16 protein-coding genes and 5 tRNA genes are annotated in these 21,280 nt (G+C 39.6%); 1 reads left to right on the forward strand and 20 read right to left on the reverse strand.

Going from position 1 to position 21,280, the window contains the following annotated elements; genetic code table 11:
- Positions 1-143: 143 nt before the first annotated feature.
- From rpoC to VIHSUH07_RS01080, 3 genes are all read right to left on the reverse strand, one after another.
- Positions 144-4,349, reverse strand: a complete 4,206-nt coding sequence (rpoC, locus tag VIHSUH07_RS01070; RefSeq protein ID WP_105083570.1) for a DNA-directed RNA polymerase subunit beta' — start codon at positions 4,347-4,349, stop codon at positions 144-146.
- 29 nt (positions 4,350-4,378) lie between these two features.
- Entirely contained in the window at positions 4,379-8,527 is a 4,149-nt protein-coding gene (gene rpoB / locus VIHSUH07_RS01075; protein ID WP_105083571.1) for a DNA-directed RNA polymerase subunit beta, read from the reverse strand.
- Between the two features lie 336 nt (positions 8,528-8,863).
- Positions 8,864-10,279: an aspartate ammonia-lyase gene (locus VIHSUH07_RS01080; protein WP_105083572.1), complete on the reverse strand. Its 1,416-nt coding sequence runs from the start codon at positions 10,277-10,279 to the stop codon at positions 8,864-8,866.
- A gap of 211 nt (positions 10,280-10,490) precedes the next feature.
- Between VIHSUH07_RS01080 and VIHSUH07_RS01085 the strand changes: the two genes are divergently transcribed.
- Positions 10,491-12,137 (forward strand): ArnT family glycosyltransferase, encoded by a 1,647-nt coding sequence (locus tag VIHSUH07_RS01085; protein WP_105083573.1) that lies wholly within the window; start codon positions 10,491-10,493, stop codon positions 12,135-12,137.
- A 114-nt stretch (positions 12,138-12,251) separates the two neighbouring features.
- Here the strand turns inward: VIHSUH07_RS01085 and rplL are convergent, their stop codons facing one another.
- The 17 genes from rplL to hypB form a co-directional block, all read right to left on the reverse strand.
- Complete coding sequence (gene rplL / locus VIHSUH07_RS01090; RefSeq protein ID WP_005385476.1) at positions 12,252-12,620, reverse strand: 50S ribosomal protein L7/L12; 369 nt, start codon at positions 12,618-12,620, stop codon at positions 12,252-12,254.
- A gap of 70 nt (positions 12,621-12,690) precedes the next feature.
- Positions 12,691-13,197 carry a 50S ribosomal protein L10 gene (rplJ, locus tag VIHSUH07_RS01095; protein ID WP_005382951.1) on the reverse strand — a complete coding sequence of 169 codons (507 nt, stop codon included), beginning with the start codon at positions 13,195-13,197 and terminating at the stop codon, positions 12,691-12,693.
- Between the two features lie 174 nt (positions 13,198-13,371).
- Positions 13,372-14,082, reverse strand: a complete 711-nt coding sequence (rplA, locus tag VIHSUH07_RS01100; protein ID WP_005377180.1) for a 50S ribosomal protein L1 — start codon at positions 14,080-14,082, stop codon at positions 13,372-13,374.
- Between the two features lie 75 nt (positions 14,083-14,157).
- Positions 14,158-14,583, reverse strand: a complete 426-nt coding sequence (rplK, locus tag VIHSUH07_RS01105; protein WP_004693535.1) for a 50S ribosomal protein L11 — start codon at positions 14,581-14,583, stop codon at positions 14,158-14,160.
- A gap of 99 nt (positions 14,584-14,682) precedes the next feature.
- Positions 14,683-15,219, reverse strand: coding sequence for a transcription termination/antitermination protein NusG (nusG, locus tag VIHSUH07_RS01110; RefSeq protein WP_005377143.1), 537 nt, complete (start codon positions 15,217-15,219; stop codon positions 14,683-14,685).
- An 11-nt stretch (positions 15,220-15,230) separates the two neighbouring features.
- Complete coding sequence (secE, locus tag VIHSUH07_RS01115) at positions 15,231-15,452, reverse strand: preprotein translocase subunit SecE (protein ID WP_005377007.1); 222 nt, start codon at positions 15,450-15,452, stop codon at positions 15,231-15,233.
- A 41-nt stretch (positions 15,453-15,493) separates the two neighbouring features.
- Complete coding sequence (gene rpmG, locus VIHSUH07_RS01120) at positions 15,494-15,643, reverse strand: 50S ribosomal protein L33 (RefSeq protein WP_004693530.1); 150 nt, start codon at positions 15,641-15,643, stop codon at positions 15,494-15,496.
- 235 nt (positions 15,644-15,878) lie between these two features.
- Entirely contained in the window at positions 15,879-17,066 is a 1,188-nt protein-coding gene (gene tuf, locus VIHSUH07_RS01125) for an elongation factor Tu (RefSeq protein ID WP_005379842.1), read from the reverse strand.
- A gap of 220 nt (positions 17,067-17,286) precedes the next feature.
- Positions 17,287-17,363, reverse strand: a tRNA-Met gene (locus VIHSUH07_RS01130).
- Between the two features lie 5 nt (positions 17,364-17,368).
- Positions 17,369-17,444, reverse strand: a tRNA-Thr gene (locus VIHSUH07_RS01135).
- A gap of 30 nt (positions 17,445-17,474) precedes the next feature.
- A tRNA-Met gene (locus VIHSUH07_RS01140) sits at positions 17,475-17,550 on the reverse strand.
- A 5-nt stretch (positions 17,551-17,555) separates the two neighbouring features.
- Positions 17,556-17,640, reverse strand: a tRNA-Tyr gene (locus tag VIHSUH07_RS01145).
- A 10-nt stretch (positions 17,641-17,650) separates the two neighbouring features.
- Positions 17,651-17,726: transfer RNA gene (locus VIHSUH07_RS01150), tRNA-Thr, on the reverse strand.
- A gap of 197 nt (positions 17,727-17,923) precedes the next feature.
- A complete protein-coding gene (locus tag VIHSUH07_RS01155; protein WP_105083574.1) occupies positions 17,924-18,721 on the reverse strand; it encodes an undecaprenyl-diphosphate phosphatase in 798 nt (265 codons plus the stop codon).
- A gap of 74 nt (positions 18,722-18,795) precedes the next feature.
- Entirely contained in the window at positions 18,796-19,260 is a 465-nt protein-coding gene (brxF, locus tag VIHSUH07_RS01160) for a BREX-3 system P-loop-containing protein BrxF (protein ID WP_005379848.1), read from the reverse strand.
- Positions 19,261-19,288: 28 nt separating this feature from the next.
- Positions 19,289-20,626 carry a hypothetical protein gene (locus tag VIHSUH07_RS01165; RefSeq protein ID WP_105083575.1) on the reverse strand — a complete coding sequence of 446 codons (1,338 nt, stop codon included), beginning with the start codon at positions 20,624-20,626 and terminating at the stop codon, positions 19,289-19,291.
- Positions 20,626-21,276, reverse strand: coding sequence for a hydrogenase nickel incorporation protein HypB (hypB, locus tag VIHSUH07_RS01170; RefSeq protein ID WP_005377062.1), 651 nt, complete (start codon positions 21,274-21,276; stop codon positions 20,626-20,628). Before hypB ends, VIHSUH07_RS01165 begins: the two co-directional genes overlap by 1 nt.
- Between the last annotated feature and the right edge of the window lie 4 nt (positions 21,277-21,280).

Raw genomic sequence — 21,280 nt, forward strand, 5'->3', positions numbered from 1 at the left:
TATGCACTTTATACATATTCAATTCTATTAGCGCAGTCTTGTTATGCAAAATTGATATAATAAAAAAAGAGATATTCCTAAATTATATACCAATCTAGGAATATCTCTTTTATTTTCTAATCATAGCTATAAGCTATAAAACCTTATTCTTCTATGATTTCACCGTCATCAGTTAATTCCAAAATTTCAGGAGCCTTTTTAACTACTTCAATTTTACGGTAACGGCTCATACCAGTACCGGCAGGAATCAATTTACCGATGATAACATTTTCCTTAAGACCCAATAATGGATCGATTTTGCCCTTAATAGCAGCATCTGTAAGAACACGTGTAGTTTCTTGGAATGATGCAGCAGACAAGAAGGAATCTGTAGCCAATGCAGCTTTAGTAATACCCAACAATGTACGTTTACCAGTAGCATTTTCACGGCCATTCAATGTTAAACGACGATTTTCTTCATCAAATGTGTTGATATCAATCATGTCGCCAGGAAGCATATCTGCATCGCCAGCAGTTTCGATTTTAACCTTATGAAGCATTTGACGAACAATAACTTCAATGTGTTTATCGTTGATTTCTACACCTTGAGATTTATATACTTTTTGTACTTCGTATACGAGGTAACGTTGTGTTGCTTGTGTGCCCATTACACGCATGATGTCATGAGGATTAATGGAACCTTCTGTCAAACGTGCGCCCAAAGATACAACATCACCGTCTTTAACGATAATGCGTGAACCATAAGGGATGAGGTAATCGAGTTCAACACCATCTTCACCGGTAATAAAGATAGTATTAGTACCTTTTTTACCTTCGTTAGGTACAACACGTACTACACCTTCATTTTCAGCAATGATTGCATTACGTTTTGGTTTGCGAGCTTCGAACAATTCTTCAACACGAGGCAAACCTTGTGTGATATCGTCACCTGCGACACCGCCTGTATGGAATGTACGCATTGTCAATTGTGTACCAGGTTCACCGATGGATTGAGCCGCAATGATACCAACTGCTTCACCGACTTGAACTTGGTCACCTGTACCAAGGTCACGACCATAGCACTTACGACATACGCCATAAGGACTGCGACAAGTCAATACGGAACGGATTTTAACAACATCGTAATGTTTTACAACTTCATCAGCAAGTTCTTCAGTAATTTCACCATTCAATGGAACGATAACTTCACCAGTTTCCTTATTGATTAATTCTTCAGCTGCAATACGACCTACGATACGGTCTTTCAATGGTTCAATAATACCCGTACCTTCAACGATAGCTTCTACTTCAATACCGTTGATTTCATTATTGCGTACTTGTACCTCTTTTACATCAGAGTTTAGAATTGCTTCGATACCTTCTTCTGTAAGGCGTGTATCAGCAGGGTAGATTTCTACGCCATTGCTGTCCACGATAGCATTCACAGTATCCTTGTTCAACATATTTTGAACCATAGTTTCTTTTAATGTCGCACGGATACTATCGTCGCTTTCACCAAGAAGAATCTTTTGTACCAAATTAGTATGGTTAATATCACTATCAGAGCCTAAATGTGCACCGCGCAAGGAGATAGCTGTTACACCAGCATCTGCGATATCTGCTAAGCTTTGTTCATCAAGAATAGTTTCTGCAGGAACAGCCAATTCACCTGTTTCAGCATTTACTACATCTTTATCGAGAACGCGGCCAATCAATTTGTCTTTCAACATTTCAAGAGCTTGACGTGGAGATGTAGCCAAACGAGCGCGTTCACGAACGAGATCGATACCTACAACGTCACAATCGTCCTCACGAACGATAACGTCTTGAGATACGTCAACAAGACGACGAGTCAAATAACCAGAGTCAGCAGTACGAAGTGCTGTATCGGCCAAACCTTTACGAGCACCATGAGAGGACGTAAAGTAATCCAATACAGTCAAACCTTCTTTAAAGTTTGCCTTGATTGGCAAGTCGATGATACGACCAGATGGGTCAGCCATCAAACCACGCATACCAGCAAGCTGACGAATTTGTTGTTTGTTACCACGGGCACCGGAGATAGCCATCATATATACAGGGTTGAAGCCATCTTTATCGCGCGCCATATTATCCATCATGGCATCAGTAACATCTTCTGTTGCTTTTGTCCACAATTGGATTGTTTTACGATAACGTTCTTCTTCTGTAATAAGACCACGGCGATATAGACGAGATACTTTTTCTACTTCTTGTTCTGCAGTATCAAGTAAATCGAATTTTTCTTCTGGTACTTTAATATCCGCAATAGCTACTGTCATACCTGCACGACGTGCAAAGGAGTAACCAAGGGATTTAATTCTGTCTAAGAGTTCAGCAGTTTTTTCATTGCCGAATAATTGGAAACATTGATCTACAAGTTTACCAACCGTCTTCTTATCCATAACCTTACCCAATGTGTAAGTACCGTCTTCTTTTTGTTCATATTGCCATAATTCTGGGAACAAAGCGTTGTTAAAGATCAAACGACCAGCTGTAGTTTCTACGCGACCGTGTTCAGGCAAGCGAATGTATAAAATATCTTGCAACCCGATAACATGAGAATCGTAAGCAAGCATTACTTCGTCATATGTAGCAAATGTTTTTGCTTTATCACGAGTATCTTCGCGTACAACTGTTAGGTAATAAGTACCCAAAATCATATCTTGAGATGGAACGGCAACTGGCTTACCATCTTTTGTTGATAAGATATTATGAACGGATAGCATCAATGTACGAGCTTCGGATTGAGCTTCTACGGACAATGGTAAGTGACAAGCCATTTGGTCACCATCAAAGTCGGCGTTGAAGGCTGTACATACTAATGGATGCAATTTGATAGCACGGCCTTCCCAAAGGATTGGTTCGAAAGCTTGAATACCAAGTCTATGCAATGTAGGGGCACGGTTCAAGAGAACTGGGTGTTCTTTGATAACCTCTTCCAAGGATTCCCATACACCAGGACCTACGCGTTCTACTTGGCGCTTAGCAGCCTTAATATTGGATGCTTGTCCACGTTCTACCAAGCGTTTCATAACGAATGGCTTGAACAATTCCAATGCCATTTCTTTAGGCAAACCACATTGATGCATTTTAAGTTCTGGACCTACTACGATAACGGAACGACCGGAGTAGTCAACACGTTTACCGAGCAAGTTTTGACGGAAACGACCTTGTTTACCTTTAAGCATATCGGACAAGGATTTTAATGGGCGGTTGCCAGGACCTGTAACAGGACGGCCACGTCGACCATTATCGATCAATGCATCAACCGCTTCTTGCAACATGCGTTTTTCATTGCGCACGATGATATCAGGAGCACCTAAATCTAACAAACGTTTCAAACGGTTGTTACGATTGATAACACGACGATACAAATCATTAAGGTCAGATGTAGCAAAGCGACCACCATCTAATTGAACCATAGGGCGCAATTCAGGTGGGATAACAGGAACGACATCCATAATCATCCATTCTGGACGGTTGCCAGATTGACGGAATGCTTCTACTACTTCAAGACGGCGAACGGCACGGATTTTACGTTGACCACTTGCAGTGTTCAACTCTTCGCGCAATTCAGCATTTAATTGTTCTAAATCAAGTTCAGATAATAATGCTTTTACCGCTTCTGCACCCATATCGATACATACGAATAAGATTTCTTCTGTAGCACCTAATTCGTAACGTTCTTCACGAGTTAATTCTTCATATTCTTTATCAGCTTCTGGAATTGTAGCATCTTCACGAAGTGCTGCATTATAACGTTCTTTACGTTGTGCTTCACGAACGATAGCCAAACGTTCATTACGTTGTGCCACAGTTTCGATAACTACGGATTTACCACCGATAGTATATCCTTCTTCATTGAATTGAGCTTCGTATTCACGGTATTCTTGTTCAGATAACAATTGGCGTTTTGCCAATGGACTACCTGCAGGATCAACTACGATATAGGAAGCAAAATACAATACGCGTTCCAAGGAACGTGGAGATACATCAAGGATAAGGCCCATACGAGATGGGATACCCTTGAAGTACCAAATATGGGATACAGGTGTAGCCAATTGGATATGGCCCATACGTTCACGACGTACTTTAGCACGTGTTACTTCTACGCCACATTTATCGCAGACAACGCCTTTATGGCGGATGCGTTTATATTTACCGCAGTGACATTCCCAGTCCTTTGTTGGTCCAAAAATGCGTTCGCAAAATAGACCATCACGTTCTGGCTTTAACGTACGGTAGTTAATTGTTTCTGGTTTTTTAACTTCCCCATGAGACCATTCTAAAATTTGCTCTGGAGAAGCTAAACCGATTCGCATGGAATCAAATTCATTTACGTCTAGCACTACTATCGCTCCCTTCCTAATATTCAGTATCAGTCTTCATCTGCGGAGGATTCACTAATTGGATATGCTAATTGGCTAAGAATATCATCATCGCCACCATTAGATACTTCTTCCTCTGCTTCTGGGTCTACAACTGTTACTTCATCTGTTTCAACAGCATCGCCGTCCATAACATCTTCAATACCAGTTTCTACCACTTCATCTTCGTCATCAAGTTCTTTCATAACAACTTCTTCTTGATCTTCGTTCAAGATTTTTACATCAAGGCCGATACTTTGAAGTTCTTTGAGCAATACTTTGAAGGACTCAGGCACACCTGGTTCAGGAATATTTTCGCCTTTAACGATTTTTTCGTATGCTTTAACACGACCAACAACGTCGTCAGACTTAACAGTTAATAGTTCTTGAAGAGTATAGGCTGCGCCATATGCTTCAAGGGCCCAAACTTCCATTTCCCCGAAACGTTGGCCACCAAATTGAGCTTTACCACCCAATGGTTGTTGTGTAACAAGGGAGTACGGACCTGTAGAGCGCGCATGGATTTTATCATCAACCAAATGGTGAAGTTTCAACATGTATACGTAACCAACCGTTACACGGTTATCCATAGGTTCACCGGTACGGCCATCGTACAATACAGTTTTACCATCATCTGGGCGACCAGCGATATCCAATGTTTCGAATACATCTTTTTCATGGGCACCATCAAATACAGGTGTAGCGATATGAATACCAGCTACATCCGGTTTTGGCATACCATAGGTATCATAGTCATAGCCTAATTTTTCCAAATCTTTGCGAATTTCAACGCGTTTAGCACGAGCTTCTTCGATATGGTTCAATGTAGCACGTACCTTGTTGATGCGTTCTAATTCTTCAACAAGAGCTGGATCCATTTCAGGCGCTTCTTCTTCAGTGCCGAAATATTCCATGTGAAGTGCATTGTATTTAGATTCTAACGCTTTTAATTCATTGTAACGAGCTTCGCCACCAAGTGCAGTCAATTTCTTTTGAGCTGCTTCTTCTACGTGACCTAAGATTTGAGATTTCAAATCGATGATTTTTTCATCAATATCAAAATGAGCTACTGTTACATCTTCTTTCGCTTTAGCTTCTAACTCTTCAATTTCAGCATATAATTTGCGAATTGCATCGATTTGTTCCCAATAGGATTCATCAGTACGCGCTTCTTTTAATACATTTTGAATATGAAGATCTGTAGCCTTAATTTTCATGCCCAAGCCTTGAACAGCCCAACCTAAGTGAGTTTCAAGAACCTGACCAATGTTCATACGAGAAGGTACGCCCAATGGGTTCAATACAATTTGTACTGGAGTACCATCTGGAAGGAATGGCATATCTTCTTTTCTCATAACGCGAGAAACGACACCTTTGTTACCATGACGGCCGGCCATTTTATCGCCTTCGTGGATTTTACGTTTTTGAGCGATGTAAACGCGAACAAGTTTGTTTACACCTGGTTGTAACTCATCGCCATTTTCACGAGTGAACACTTTTACGTCGACAACCTTACCACATTCGCCATGAGGCACACGGAGAGATGTATCGCGAACTTCGCGTTCTTTATCACCAAAGATAGCACGTAACAAACGTTCTTCTGGTGTTAATTCAGTTTCACCTTTTGGTGTAGCTTTACCAACGAGAATATCGCCAGGGTGTACTTCTGCACCGATGCAGATGATACCATCTTCATCTAGATTTTTAAGTGTATCATCACCAGTATTAGGCAATTCACGAGTGATTTCTTCAGCACCTAGTTTAGTGTCGCGCGCATCACATTCGTATTCTTCAATATGAATGGATGTATAGATATCTTCTTTGCAAAGTTCTTCACTAAGCAAGATAGCATCTTCGTAGTTATAACCTTCCCAAGGCATGAACGCTACAAGAACATTAAAGCCAAGAGCCAATTCACCACCATCAGTAGCAGGACCATCAGCCAATACTTGGCCTTTTACAACATGGTCACCACGATTAACGATTGGTTTTTGGTTAAAGCATGTGGATTGGTTAGAACGAAGGAATTTATTCAAACGGTATGTATCAACACGACCATCGCTATCGCGAAGAACGTGGATTTCATTACCCCAGCAACGTACGACTTTACCAGCTTCGCGTGCCAATACGCAAACGCCAGAGTCAGTAGCCGCTGTATATTCCATACCTGTACCAACTAAAGGTGCTTGAGCACGGAGCAAAGGCACCGCTTGACGTTGCATGTTCGCACCCATCAAGGCACGGTTCGCATCATCGTTTTCAAGGAATGGAATCATAGCTGTACCGATGGATACAACTTCTTTTGGACTAACGTCCATGTAATCAACCTTATCAGGTGTTACTTCTAATACGTCATGACCACGACGACATGCTACATGGTCATTAGCAAAACAACCGTCTGCATCAAGAGGGGAGTTCGCTTGGGCAATTGTCATGCCTTCTTCTTCATCGGCAGTCATATAAGTAACGCTTTCAGATACGCGTACTTTTACAACCTTATCCGCGTCAGCACCTTCGCCGTAAATTTTTTCAACCTTACGGTATGGAGCCTCGATGAAACCGAATTCATTAACCTTCGCATAGTTAGATAAGGAGTTAATCAAACCGATGTTAGGACCTTCTGGTGTTTCAATAGGACACATACGGCCATAGTGAGAGTGGTGCACGTCACGAACTTCGAAACCTGCACGTTCACGAGATAAGCCGCCAGGTCCAAGGGCAGATAAACGACGTTTATGTGTCAATTCTGCTAATGGGTTTGTTTGGTCCATAAATTGAGACAACTGAGAGGAACCAAAGAATTCTTTAATCGCTGCTACAACAGGACGAATATTAATCAACGCTTGAGGCGTAATGGATTCAATTTCTTGAATTGTCATGCGTTCCCGTACAACACGTTCCATACGAGTCAAGCCAATACGGAATTGATTTTGTAACAATTCACCTACGCAACGAAGACGACGGTTACCCAAATGGTCGATATCATCTGTATGACCGGCACCATCCATCAAGTTCAAGAGGTAAGAGATATTAGCAATCATATCTTCTCTTGTAACTGTACGATGGTTAAATTCTAAATTGCAGTTGTTGCAAATGATTTTGGATACTACACCATCTGGATTAGTGATATAGAATTCAGCAAAACCTTCGCCGCTAAATACACCACTCTTAGCAACGATATCAAGTTGTTCTTCCCCAACTTGTACGCCTGCATCAAGGATGACTTCACCTGTTTCAGTATCAACAATTGGTTGTGCCAATGTTTGACCCAACATACGTTGACGCCATCCTAATTTTTTATTTAATTTATAACGACCTACGCGCGCTAAATCATAACGGCGAGCATCGAAGAATAAATTATCGAATAAATTACGAGCAGATTCTACAGTAGGAGGTTCACCTGGACGTAATTTTTTATAGATTTCTACCAATGCTTCATCAGCAGATTGAGTTGTATCTTTTTCTAATGTACGAACAATGCGTTCATCATATACTGGTAAACCATCTTCATCTGTTTGACCGTTCCAGAAAAGATCAAGAATACTTTCATTAGTATCCCAACCTAATGCACGAACAAGCACAGTAGCTGGTAATTTACGGTTACGGTCGATACGAACGGCTACAACTTCGCTAGCATCTGTTTCTAATTCAATCCAAGCACCGCGATTTGGGATAACTGTAGATTCATACAAACGGTTACCCATGGTATCGATTTCTTTACCATAGTAAACGCCAGGGGAACGTACTAGTTGAGATACGATAACACGTTCTGCACCATTGATAATGAAAGTACCTGTATCCGTCATCAATGGGAAATCACCCATAAATACTTCTTGTTCTTTAATGTCCATATTTTCAGGATCATTATTAACTAAACGGATATTTACACGAAGTGGTGCTGCGTATGTAGCATCACGATTTTTGCACTCATTAATATCATACTTAGGCTCACCTAAGCTAAAACCTTCAAAAGAAAGTACTAAATTACCTGAATTGTCTTTAATCGGAGAAATATCGTTGAAAATATTTTGTAAACCGCTCTCCAAGAACCATTCGTACGATTTACGCTGAATGTCCAACAAATGCGGCATCTTAATAACTTCGTTAATTTTTGCATATGTATAACGAGTCCGTTTGCCTACCTGTTCAGGTTTGAACATATGTGCTTTCCCTCCTTCAAATACACTGGTCCACCATATTTCTATAACGGCATAGAAAAGACATCTTACAGGTCTCAGTTTTCCTGCTTTAATAACGCCAAATAAGCAAGGCCTTTTTTTATTTAAAAAATAACCTTGCTCTGTTCATTATCCAAGCACAACCTTGGAAGAAAACCCTTAATACGTAAGTTATAGCTTCTACATGGAAAAGTAGAAAATGCTACTTTTGCAATTTATAATTCTATCATCATATAAAAAAGCTGTCAACCAAAAGGCTGACAGCTTTCACATTTTCACGTATTATTCACATTATATGACAAAGTTCATTAATAAAAATTAATTTCCTTTGTGTTTCAACAAATCAGCACCGGCAATACCAGGGCGTGTCATTTCTTTAGGAGAAAGAATATGATTGATTTCATCTTCGGTCAATAAACCTTTTTCTAGGATAATATCGCGAATAGCACGACCAGATGTGTAGGCTTCTTTTGCAAGTGCAGAAGCGGTTTCATAACCAAGGTGAGGCAACAATGCAGTTACGATACCAACAGAGCGGTTCAACCAGTATTCGCATTGTTCACGGTCTACTTCAAGATCGATAAGCAATTTATCAACGAATGTGTTAACACCATTTTTAAGGTAGCAAAGATTATTGAACAAATTGTAAGCCAATACAGGTTCCATTACGTTCAATTCAAATTGACCATTTTCTACAGCCAAAGAAATGGTAAGATCGTTACCGATAACTTGATAACATACTTGATTCAATACTTCGGCGATAACTGGATTTACCTTACCAGGCATAATGGAAGAACCAGGTTGACGAGCAGGTAATTTCAATTCCCCGATACCACAACGAGGGCCAGATGCCATCAAACGGAAATCGTTGGCCATTTTAATCAATACAAGAGCCGTAACCTTCAAACCACTAGAGATATCAGCAAAGATATCCGTGTTGTTCGTAGCATCAATCAAGTTATCTGCAGTATAGAATGGCTCGCCTACGACTTCGCTAAGTTCGTATGCTACATCATGAATGTAATTTGGTTCTGCATTAAGGCCTGTACCAACGGCAGTAGCCCCCATATTGATAACATGTGCTCCTTCAACAGCAGATTTAATACGTCTAATACCACGGCGAACACCTGATGCATAAGCACCCATTTCTTGACCTAATGTAATAGGCACCGCATCTTGTAAATGAGTGCGCCCCATTTTTAAAATTCCGCTATACTCATCAGCCTTTTTCTCAAGTTCATCCACAAGGCGTTGCAACGCTTCAAGCAAAGGTTTAGATTTCAAAATCGCACAAACCTTAATAGCCGTTGGAAATGCATCATTGGTAGATTGCGCCATATTACAATGGTTATTAGGACTTACAATATCATACGATCCTTTTGGATGACCCAAAATTTCACAAGCGCGGTTTGCTAATACTTCATTCATGTTCATATTCACAGAAGTACCTGCACCACCTTGAATTGGGTCGACTGGAAATTGATTTGCAAATTCGCCGGCGATGACTTCATCTGCGGCTTGAACAATGGCTTTACCAATAGATACATTGAGGCGACCTGTTTTCATATTGGCCAAAGCGGAGGCCTTTTTTACCATTGCTAAAGCTTTAATAAAATCTTGGTCTAAATGTTTTCCTGTAATATGAAAGTTTTCTAACGCACGAATCGTTTGTACACCATAATATAACTCATCAGCTACTTCTAATTCACCTAGGAAATCATGTTCTTTTCTCATTGCTATCCTTCTTTCCACTGAATGTGTATCTCATTCAAATTACATTGTATAAAATGGTCTTTCTTTTGAATTTATTATAACATGTATTTTGTATACACAAAAGTCATTTAAGGTATTCCATAAAAACAATATTCTATATAATTTATCTCATGATATATCTGAACATTGCAAATTATAGTAAAATATAAGCATATACTATTAACATAAAGGAGTGTTTAAAATTAACATAAGTCATCGAACACGAATTATAGCGCTGTTTTTAATTACAGTCATAAGCTATGGTTTTTATAATGCCTATATACCGATTACCGATCCAGTAGAATCTAACTATGTATTAAGTGCCATAACCATGTTAACTCACAATTCATGGATTTCACCTATGATTTACGACCATGTATGGTATGATAAACCACCATTAACATATTGGGCACTTATGATCTGCTATAAATTGTTCGGTATATCAGATTTTGTATCACGCATCCCTAATACATTAATTGCAGGGGCCAGTGTATCACTCATGTATCACATGGTATACCGTATCAAACAGTCCGTCCCAGTCGCAGTAACCAGTGCCATCCTCTTGATGAGCACCTTACAATTTTGGTATATATCACATGCGGTTATAACAGATGGCTTTTTATTTTTCTTTAGTCTTGCCATATTTGGTTATGCTTACCTAGCTTTTACAAACAATGATAAGTCGTCGATGATGAAAGCCTATATTGCAGCTGCCTTTGCAGTCTTAACAAAAGGACCCATCGGATTACTATTACCAGGACTCATATTATTAGTGTTTATGGTCCTTCAAAAATATATTAAGGCCAATAAGGATGAGGTAAGTTTACTAAGAAATTTAAAGATTGCCTTTACACCACTAGGCATTGTATTATTTTTCGCCATTGCTAGTCCATGGTACATAGCAATGTATTCTATTCACGGCCAAGATTTTATTAGTGGATTTCTTGGTCTACAAAATGTAGGTCGTGCCCTCGTATCCGAACACCCTAAATTCGACGTGTGGTACTACTATCTAATAATTACGCCCCTTGCTTTATTGCCATGGACACCAGTGGTCATATATCAATTGCGGAAACTGAACTGGAAGGAATCATTCAACCTACTTGGCGGTATATGGTTTGTTATTATATTGCTATTTTATTCTATTGTAGCAACCAAGTATTTAACCTATACACTCCCCGCAATTATTCCATGTATCATATGGGGTAGTGAGGCAATTATCAATTTACTCTTTAACCCTAATCTATCTAAATATTGTACTTATTTAGTAACACTACCATTTGGCATATATACATGCATTCTAGGTATTGGCGTAGCCGTCAGTGCTAACGACTATATCTTAGATTATATAATTATAGTTAGCATAGGCGCTCTGGTTTTTAAAATAGCTAGACATTACATACGAACATATTCACAACTCACATTGCTATTTTTACTTCCAATACTAGCCCTATATTCGGCCACCACCATTTCTGTGACGCCCATATTAACGAGTCAATCTGGTATTCAGTTTACATCTTATATAGAAAATACAAATCAACCTGTTTTCGTATACGGTGGATATTATACTTCAGTCGTGTATTATACAAAACATATACCAACACAAGTATATTTAAATAAGACTGATGACGAACGCTGGGCTAAGGCCAGAAATATTATGCCTACCATTACCAAAGATGAGTTTTTAGATCAACTTCCAAACGAATCAAATGCTATTGTTATCGTACCTAATCGGAATATAAAAGACTTTGAAAGTTCACCTGCAGCTGTCATTACAAAACCATTGGGCAAAACTAATGGAGCTACCATATATAAAGTACAAGATAATATTTCATTTTAATAGAGCGTGTCCTTCGGGGCACGCTTTTTAATATCAAGTTTATACAGAGTCGTTTCACAGTAATCAGAACGCAAAAAAGGCGTACCTTTAGGTACGCCTTTAATATGGCTAGAATTATTTCAATTCTACAGTTGCGCCAGCTTCTTCCAATTGAGCTTTCAAAGCTTCAGCTGCTTCAGTAGCTACGCCTTCTTTTACAGGTGCAGGAGCGCCGTCAACGATAGCTTTAGCTTCTTTCAAGCCAAGACCAGTTGCTTCACGAACAACTTTGATTACGTTGATTTTGGATGCGCCAGCATCTTTCAAGATTACGTCGAAGGAATCTTTAGCAGCGCCGCCTTCAGCACCACCAGCAGCTGCTACAGCTACAGGAGCTGCTGCAGTTACGCCAAATTCTTCTTCAATTGCTTTTACAAGATCATTAAGTTCAAGAATAGTTGCTTCTTTTAATTCAGCAACGATGTTTTCAATGTTCAATGCCATTTTAGTTTTCCTCCATAAAATAGTTTATTGTATCGGTCTTAAGCGACCAATGAATAATTCACAGAAATTATTATTCTGCAGCTTCTGCTGGTTGAGCGTCTGCAACAGCTTTGACAGCGTATGCAACATTGCGAACAGGCGCTTGCAATACGGAAAGCAACATGGAAAGCATACCTTCGCGGTTTGGAAGGCTTGCGATTGCTTTAACGCCTGCAGCGTCCATAACTTCGCCTTCAACGATACCAGCTTTTACAGTAACAACTTCTTGTTCTGTAGCTTTGATGAATTGTTCGATTACACGAGCAGGTGCAACAGCATCTTCTTTAGAAGTAGCCAATGCAGTTGGACCTTCTAAATGCTCAGAGAAACCTTCAAGATTCAATTCGTTTGCAGCAATGCGAGTCAAAGTATTTTTGATTACTTTGTATTCAACACCTTCAGCCAACATTTTGCGACGAAGATCAGTTGCTTGCGCAACAGTCAAACCAGAGTAACCAATCAATACAGCACCTTTTGCTTCAGAAAGAGTTTCTTTCATTTGAGCAACGATTGCTTTTTTTGATTCAGTGACAGCCATTAGATTACCTCCTTATAGATTTTGTGGTGCTCTATGTACTATCTTAGCGTAAAAACGACCTCATCGCACGCGATGAGGTCGTAACTAGTCCTAGATTGTTCTAGTGTCAGCCTCAGCGGGCGGATTTACATCCATTATACATACCAGCCGTCTACAGCTAAGAGACATATGTGATTATTGCTCTTTGGTTACGTTGCTCAATTTGAACACGTTCAAAGGCACACCAGGGCCCATTGTAGCGGATAAGGTTACAGATTTAATGTATTGACCTTTAGCTGCTACAGGTTTAGCCTTGATAATAGTATCAACGATTGTACGGTAATTGTCAAGTAATTTTTCATCATCGAAAGAAGCTTTACCGATGGAGCAAGAAATGATACCTGCTTTATCAGTACGGTATTCGATTTTACCAGCTTTAATTTCGTTTACTGCACGAGCAACGTCTGGAGTTACAGTACCAACTTTAGGGTTTGGCATCAAGCCTTTAGGACCCAAGATTTTACCAAGACGGCCAACTTGACCCATCATGTCTGGTGTAGCAACTACTACGTCGAAGTCGCTCCAACCACCTTGGATTTTAGCTACTAACTCTTCAGAACCTACGAAATCTGCGCCAGCTTCTTCAGCTGCTTTAATGTTGTCGCCTTTAGCGAACACAAGAACGCGTTTAGTTTTGCCAGTACCATGAGGCAATACTACTGCACCACGAACTTGTTGATCAGCGTATTTAGGGTCGACATTCAAGTTGAAAGCGATTTCAACTGTTTCATCGAAATTTGCAGTTGCAGTTTTCTTAACTAACTCAATTGCTTCAACTGGTTCGTAGAACTTACCAGCTTCAATAAGTTTTACTGCTTCAGCGTATTTCTTACCTACTTTTGCCATTATAATATCCTCCTTATGTGGTCAAACGGGAATTCCCTCCCACCGATTTGCGCTTATGCGCAAGTCGTACGCTTATTAGTCAACGATTTCAATGCCCATGCTGCGAGCAGTACCTTCTACCATGCGCATACCTTGTTCTACGGTATTAGCATTCAAGTCAGGCATTTTCAATTCAGCAATTTCACGAACTTTATCGCGACCTACTTTAGCTACTTTATCACGGTTAGGTACACCAGATCCTTTTGGGATACCTGCAGCTTTTTTCAACAATACTGCAGCTGGTGGAGTCTTAGTGATGAAGTCGAAGCTACGATCTTCATATACGTTAATAACTACTGGAATAATCAAGCCAGCTTGTTTAGCAGTACGTTCGTTGAATTCTTTTGTGAAAGCAACGATGTTAACGCCTGCTTGACCTAATGCAGGACCAACTGGTGGTGCTGGAGTAGCTTTAGCGGCTTCAATTTGTAGTTTTACTTGTTTAACTAATTTCTTAGCCATGGGTAATTAAACCTCCTATGATTCTACTGTGGTGGTAACGGATAAACATCCTCCCACTGCAACCAAAATCGATTGCTCTTTTAGAGTTATATTTATATATTAAAGAGCTTTTTCAACTTGAGAAAACTCTACCTCTACCTCTGTATCTCGATTGAACATTTCCACATTGAGTTTCAATGTTCCTTTTTCAGGGTTAATTTCGGTAATAACACCTAGTCTATCTTCAAAGGCACCGGATGTAATGCGTACCGTTTCACCAACCTCTACATCGACGTTGATTGTTGGTTTCTTATCCAAGCCCTGAGACTTAAGTATATGTTCTACTTCGGAATCAGAAAGTGGAACTGGTTTAGTGGCAGAGCCAACGAAACCTGTTACACCTGGTGTGTTGCGCACAACATACCAAGAACGGTCGTTAACTTCCATTTCAACCAATACGTACCCAGGAAATATTTTACGTTTTACTACTTTTTTAACCCCATCTTTTTCATCTATTTCATCTTCAAGAGGTACTAGAATTCGACTAATAACATCTTGTAAACCCATAGATTGAACCTTAAGTTCTAAAGTGGTTTTAACTTTATTTTCGTAGCCTGAATAGGTATGAATTACATACCACTTCTTATCTGCTTCCATGTAATGGCCCCCTATCCAACAATCCGCAACAACATATTAATAAGTTGAGCAAAAATCGCATCAAATACATAAATGAGTAACGCGATAAATATAGTTACCAAAAATACAACAATTGTGTAATTGATGAGCTCTTTTCTTGTTGGCCAGACTACTTTTTTCAGTTCAGCCTTTACGCCGCGGAAGAATTTACCAAATCCGCCACGTTGTTGTACTGCTGAGTTAGACTTTGCCATTTGTTCACATCCTCAAATCAACAGGTAATGAATGATAAGAATTATTTTGTTTCACGGTGTAATGTATGTTTACCGCAGAATTTGCAATATTTCATCATTTCAATACGATCAGGATTGTTTTTCTTATTCTTGTTCGTTTGGTAATTACGTTGTTTGCAATCTGTGCAAGCTAAAGTAATGGCATTACGCATCCGGACACACCTCGCTTTATATTTACTAATAAGTCTCTTGTACTCGAAAACGCTCGACTACATACTAATGAATAGTATCATATGTGTCTAGCAATGTCAAGATTTTGAGCAACTCAAAAAAGCCAGGCACATGTACCTGACAGGGATAGTATAACAAATAATGGCATTCCTTGTCTAGAACTTTACACAAAAATAGGACCCCTTACGGAGTCCTATTTATTACAAAGGCTACTAATTAACCTTCGATTTCAGTTACAACGCCAGCGCCTACTGTATGGCCACCTTCGCGGATCGCGAAACGAAGACCTTCTTCGATAGCGATTGGAGTAATCAATTCGATATTCATTGTTACGTTATCGCCAGGCATACACATTTCTACACCTTCAGGAAGATTTACAACACCTGTTACATCTGTTGTACGGAAGTAGAATTGTGGACGGTAGTTGGAGAAGAATGGAGTATGACGGCCACCTTCTTCTTTAGTCAATACGTATACTTCTGCTTTGAATTTTGTATGTGGGTTGATGGAACCTGGTTTAGCCAATACTTGACCACGTTCGATGTCTTTGCGGTCTACACCACGAAGCAACGCACCAACGTTATCACCTGCTACTGCAGAATCCAAAGTTTTACGGAACATTTCAAGACCAGTTACAACGTATTGTTCAGCTTTTTCTTTCAAGCCTACAACTTCTACTGTGTCGCCTACGTTTACTTGACCACGTTCAACACGGCCAGTTGCTACTGTACCACGACCAGTGATTGTGAATACGTCTTCCACAGGCATCAAGAAAGGTTTGTCAGTATCACGAACTGGAGTTGGGATGTAGGAGTCTACAGCTGCCATCAATTCGTCGATTTTAGCTACATATTGAGCGTCGCCTTCCAAAGCTTTCAAAGCGGAACCTACAACGATAGGTACTTCGTCGCCAGGGAATTCGTAGGAGGAAAGAAGTTCACGAACTTCCATTTCTACTAATTCGATCAATTCTTCGTCGTCAACCATGTCAGCTTTGTTCAAGAATACTACGATTGCAGGAACACCAACTTGGCGAGCCAACAAGATGTGTTCGCGAGTTTGAGGCATAGGGCCGTCAGCTGCGGAACATACCAAGATAGCGCCGTCCATTTGAGCCGCACCAGTGATCATGTTTTTAACATAGTCAGCATGGCCTGGGCAGTCAACGTGTGCATAGTGACGGTTTTCAGTTTCGTATTCAACGTGTGCAGTGTTGATTGTGATACCACGTTCACGTTCTTCTGGAGCTTTATCGATCATGCTGTAATCTTGGAAATCAGCTTGGCCTTTTTCAGCCAATACTTTAGTGATTGCAGCAGTCAAAGTAGTTTTACCATGGTCAACGTGACCGATAGTACCAATGTTAACATGCGGTTTCGTACGTTCAAATTTTTCTTTTGCCATTAGGATTATATCCTCCTTCACAAAAACAAAATACTTTTATAGTATTACTATAATATAATAACCTAATTTAATCAACGGAATATACATTCCTACAGATTATTATACCATAATATACAAATGTCAATAAACAAAAAATTACATCCTATTTTGAGGGATGTAATTAGTTATAATTATATTTTTATAGTAGATACAAAAAAATCCCCACCAATGTGAGGTTTAATGGTGGCGGCACACGGATTTGAACCGCGGACACACCGGGTATGAACCGATTGCTCTAGCCAACTGAGCTATGCCGCCATGTATGGAGCTAGTGACCGGGATTGAACCGGTGACCTTATCCTTACCAAGGATACGCTCTGCCGACTGAGCTACACCAGCACAATGAACGTTCACTTCACTGTGAAATTATGGTTGCGGGGACAGGACTTGAACCTGCGACCTTCGGGTTATGAGCCCGACGAGCTACCAACTGCTCCACCCCGCTATAAATGGTGGAGGGAGAAGGATTCGAACCTTCGAAGTCGAAGACGGCAGATTTACAGTCTGCTCCCTTTGGCCGCTCGGGAATCCCTCCATAAATAAAATGGAGCTGGCGATAGGAATTGAACCCACAACCTGCTGATTACAAGTCAGCTGCTCTACCTATTGAGCTACGCCAGCATCATTACGACAAGATGTATTGTAACATCTGCCACACTAAGTGTCAAGAATTTTTTGAAACTTTTTTGAAAGTTTTGTTCGTTCTTCGCAGTCACCCTTAGTGCTATATCAATATATCATGAAAGTTTTTCTGACGCAAGTATTTTTTTAGAATTTTTCCAACTTCATTTTTGCCTCATAGGAACTCACATCTAAACTCACATATATAAATAGATTATTGCTAGAATAGCAACTATAATTCGATAATATCCAAACGACGCCAACGAGGATCTATTTAGATACCACAAAAAACCTTTTACCGTTATATATCCCACTATATATGATACAACGGTGCCAATGATAAACATAATAATATCATTTAATTCCAATGCATGTATGACACGCACTAGATCATACACACACACGATAATCATAACAGGCACAGCCATGATAAACGAAAAATCAGCTGCGGCCCTCCGTGTACAGCCGATAAGCATCCCCCCTGCAATGGTTGCGCCAGAGCGCGAAAATCCAGGCCATAGACAAAGCATTTGATATAGACCAATTTGAAAGCATTGATATATAGTCAAATTATTTACAGAATCCACCAATCGCCCAGATACTGTTCTTTTTTCCGCATAAATCATAAATATAGCACCTATAATAAGGCCTACTATAACGGGAATTGGTCCAAATAAATACTCTTTTATAATGTATTGCAATAGATATCCAGCCATTAATACGGGTAACATGCCCGCACTAATATGTAGCAAAGATACGCCGCGTGTTTTTATCCAATTTTTCCGTTTCAAAAAGCCGTTAAATGTACGTCTATAATGTGTATAAATAGCAAGGATGGCACCTATCTGAATAAACACTTCAAATACATCAGCATGTGTGCCTTCAAAATTGAGCATATGCCCAATAATAATCATATGCCCTGTACTAGATACAGGAATACATTCTGTTATACCTTCTATAACACCTAAAATGAGGGCAATTACATATTGGTCCATGATATCACCTGCCTTTTATATGCGGTCATAACTCATGGCAATATATAATGCCCTCAGCAATCAATATAACTCTATTAATCAATAACCATAACACGATCAGGTTTAGTGATTGTCACTACCGCATGTTTTGGATCATTATTGTGTTCTAAGTACAATTGATCACCTTCGAGATGACCACGCCAACCTACAACAATCGGATATGTTTTACTAATAGTCTTTAATAGTTCAAGAGGATTTAAATTTAATATCGGTGCAAACAATACATTAATACCATCGATAAGAACAACTTCTGTATCACTGCGACTTAATGCACGACGAATTACTTCTTCTGCAAGTTGTGGTCTTTCATCACGAGGTACTAATAAAAACTCTTCTTCAATAAGTTGTTTTGCCTCTAAGTACTTCCAACCTTTTTGTTCAGATAATTCACGAATTAACAAACTTTTACCAGAACCAGGACCACCAACGATAAACAATATGCGTTCATCATCACCTTGAATTTGTTCCCAACGTTCTCTTACATCTTGAACTGTAACCATATCCCTTGCCTCCTCGCTGTAACCGTTCCTACTTAACTGGACGGTCAGATAACATAACGGATTTGATATATTGGTTTTTATCATCTAAGGCGAACTGCAAATAGGAATTATTCGACCTTGGATTTTTATATTCATATACCGTAGCCGTTCCCGTACTAGTTGTAGATTCAGCAATACGTGTCGGCATACCATATACAAAGAGCAATAAATATTTAGTATCACCCATAGCGATACCACGACGTGTTGGTGTGTAGACATTTAATAAAACGCGATTAATAAGCGAATTACCGTCAACACTAACACCATATTCATTATAGCCTATGAACGTAGACCCAAACAGCATTCCCTGTGTACGCCATTCACCATTTGCATCATTCACAAAATGCTGATTCAAATGCAATCCGCGTAGTACAAAGTCATCCTCAGTCAACTGACCGGCATGGAAGGAATACATAGGCGCCTTAGGCAATCCAAATCGAGACCATACTTGACCATCCAAAATATCAACAGCCTCTACCGTATTATTTTTAATGGTGAAAGCCACATAGGATTTTCCATTTTGAATAGTTTCTGGTAATTGGCTATTATTATTTGTATTCGCTACGGAAGAAGGAAATTCCTTTTTTTCCGGCCATGAATTTTCGGAATGACCTTCGTATAAGAAGATATATGACTCATCAGTCTGATTCCGCCACATCGCATTAGGGCTACCATAAGAGAAGATCATTTCCATACGGGAACTGCCTACGCCGATATCACGAATTGTAACTAAGCCCTTATCAGTCGTATGAAGATTAGTAATGGTGCCAACAGGGAATAAATAGGTCGCACCTTGTCCACGCAACTGATTATCTACTAAACGCGATTTATCTGGTCCGGTATACACAGTGATATCTATATCTTTTTCATGATACGTTGTGAATACACCCTTCACAGTCTTTTGAGCCGATGGACTAGGTACATACACATCACCAATACGATAGACTGGGCCAATACTTGTACCTTCTTCAGAGTCAGGCTTTTGAGCCAGACTATAATCATCCTCATCACCAAGAGCTGGTAAATTATTAGAAGTATAGGAACGCCCGATATCTGCTAAATTATTTTTTGAATCTTGTGGCATAACACCATCATTCTCACTAGCAGCTTGCCAATACTGTAAGGAGTCACCAAAAGCAGTGACAGCCAACTGTTCTGCTAGCCATCCTGTTTTCGAAGATTCATTAGCAGTAGGAGCTTTCACAACAGTTACAGCATTTTTTACTTCCGGTATTGTTGGTCCTGCATCAACGGCCCCCACTGATGCGGTTCCTAAAGCACTTAACACTGCCATCGTCAATGCAGTGCGAGATAACATATGTTTCATTACCGTTTCTCCATTTGTTCTCTAATCCATGTTAACCAAGGCGCCAATCCATCCTTAGCAGTACAGCTAATTTCAAATATATAGCCTTGAGGATTTAAATTTCGAATATCTTTAATGGCTTTATCTTTATCGAATGGCACATATGGCAATAAGTCAATCTTATTGAGCAATATAGCTTTTGATTCCTTAAAAATAAGAGGATATTTCAAAGGCTTATCTTCACCTTCTGTAACAGATAAAACGGTAACCTTCATCGCCTCACCAATATCGAACTCAGCAGGGCATACTAGATTACCTACATTCTCGATAATAATCATATCGAGTTCATCAAGATCTAAATCAGTTATAGCATCTTGAATCATATTAGCATCTAAATGGCAACCTCCAACGGTATTAATTTGTATAACAGGCACACCTAGGGCATGAATACGTTCTGCATCCTTAGATGTAAATAAATCACCTTCGATAACAGCTAATTTATAGTCTTTAACTAAATCTTGAAGTGTTGCTTCTAGCAAAGAGGTCTTTCCGGCCCCTGGAGAGCCCATTAGATTAAAGACAAATATATTTTTTTCTTTAAATACTTGTTGTAACGATGATGCAATGGCATCATTTTTCGCCAACACATTTGTTTTTACTTCTACTTGCATATAT

Origin of the sequence: Veillonella sp. T34266-5 (genome assembly GCF_002959815.1) — a bacterium.
GTDB lineage: Bacteria > Bacillota > Negativicutes > Veillonellales > Veillonellaceae > Veillonella > Veillonella atypica.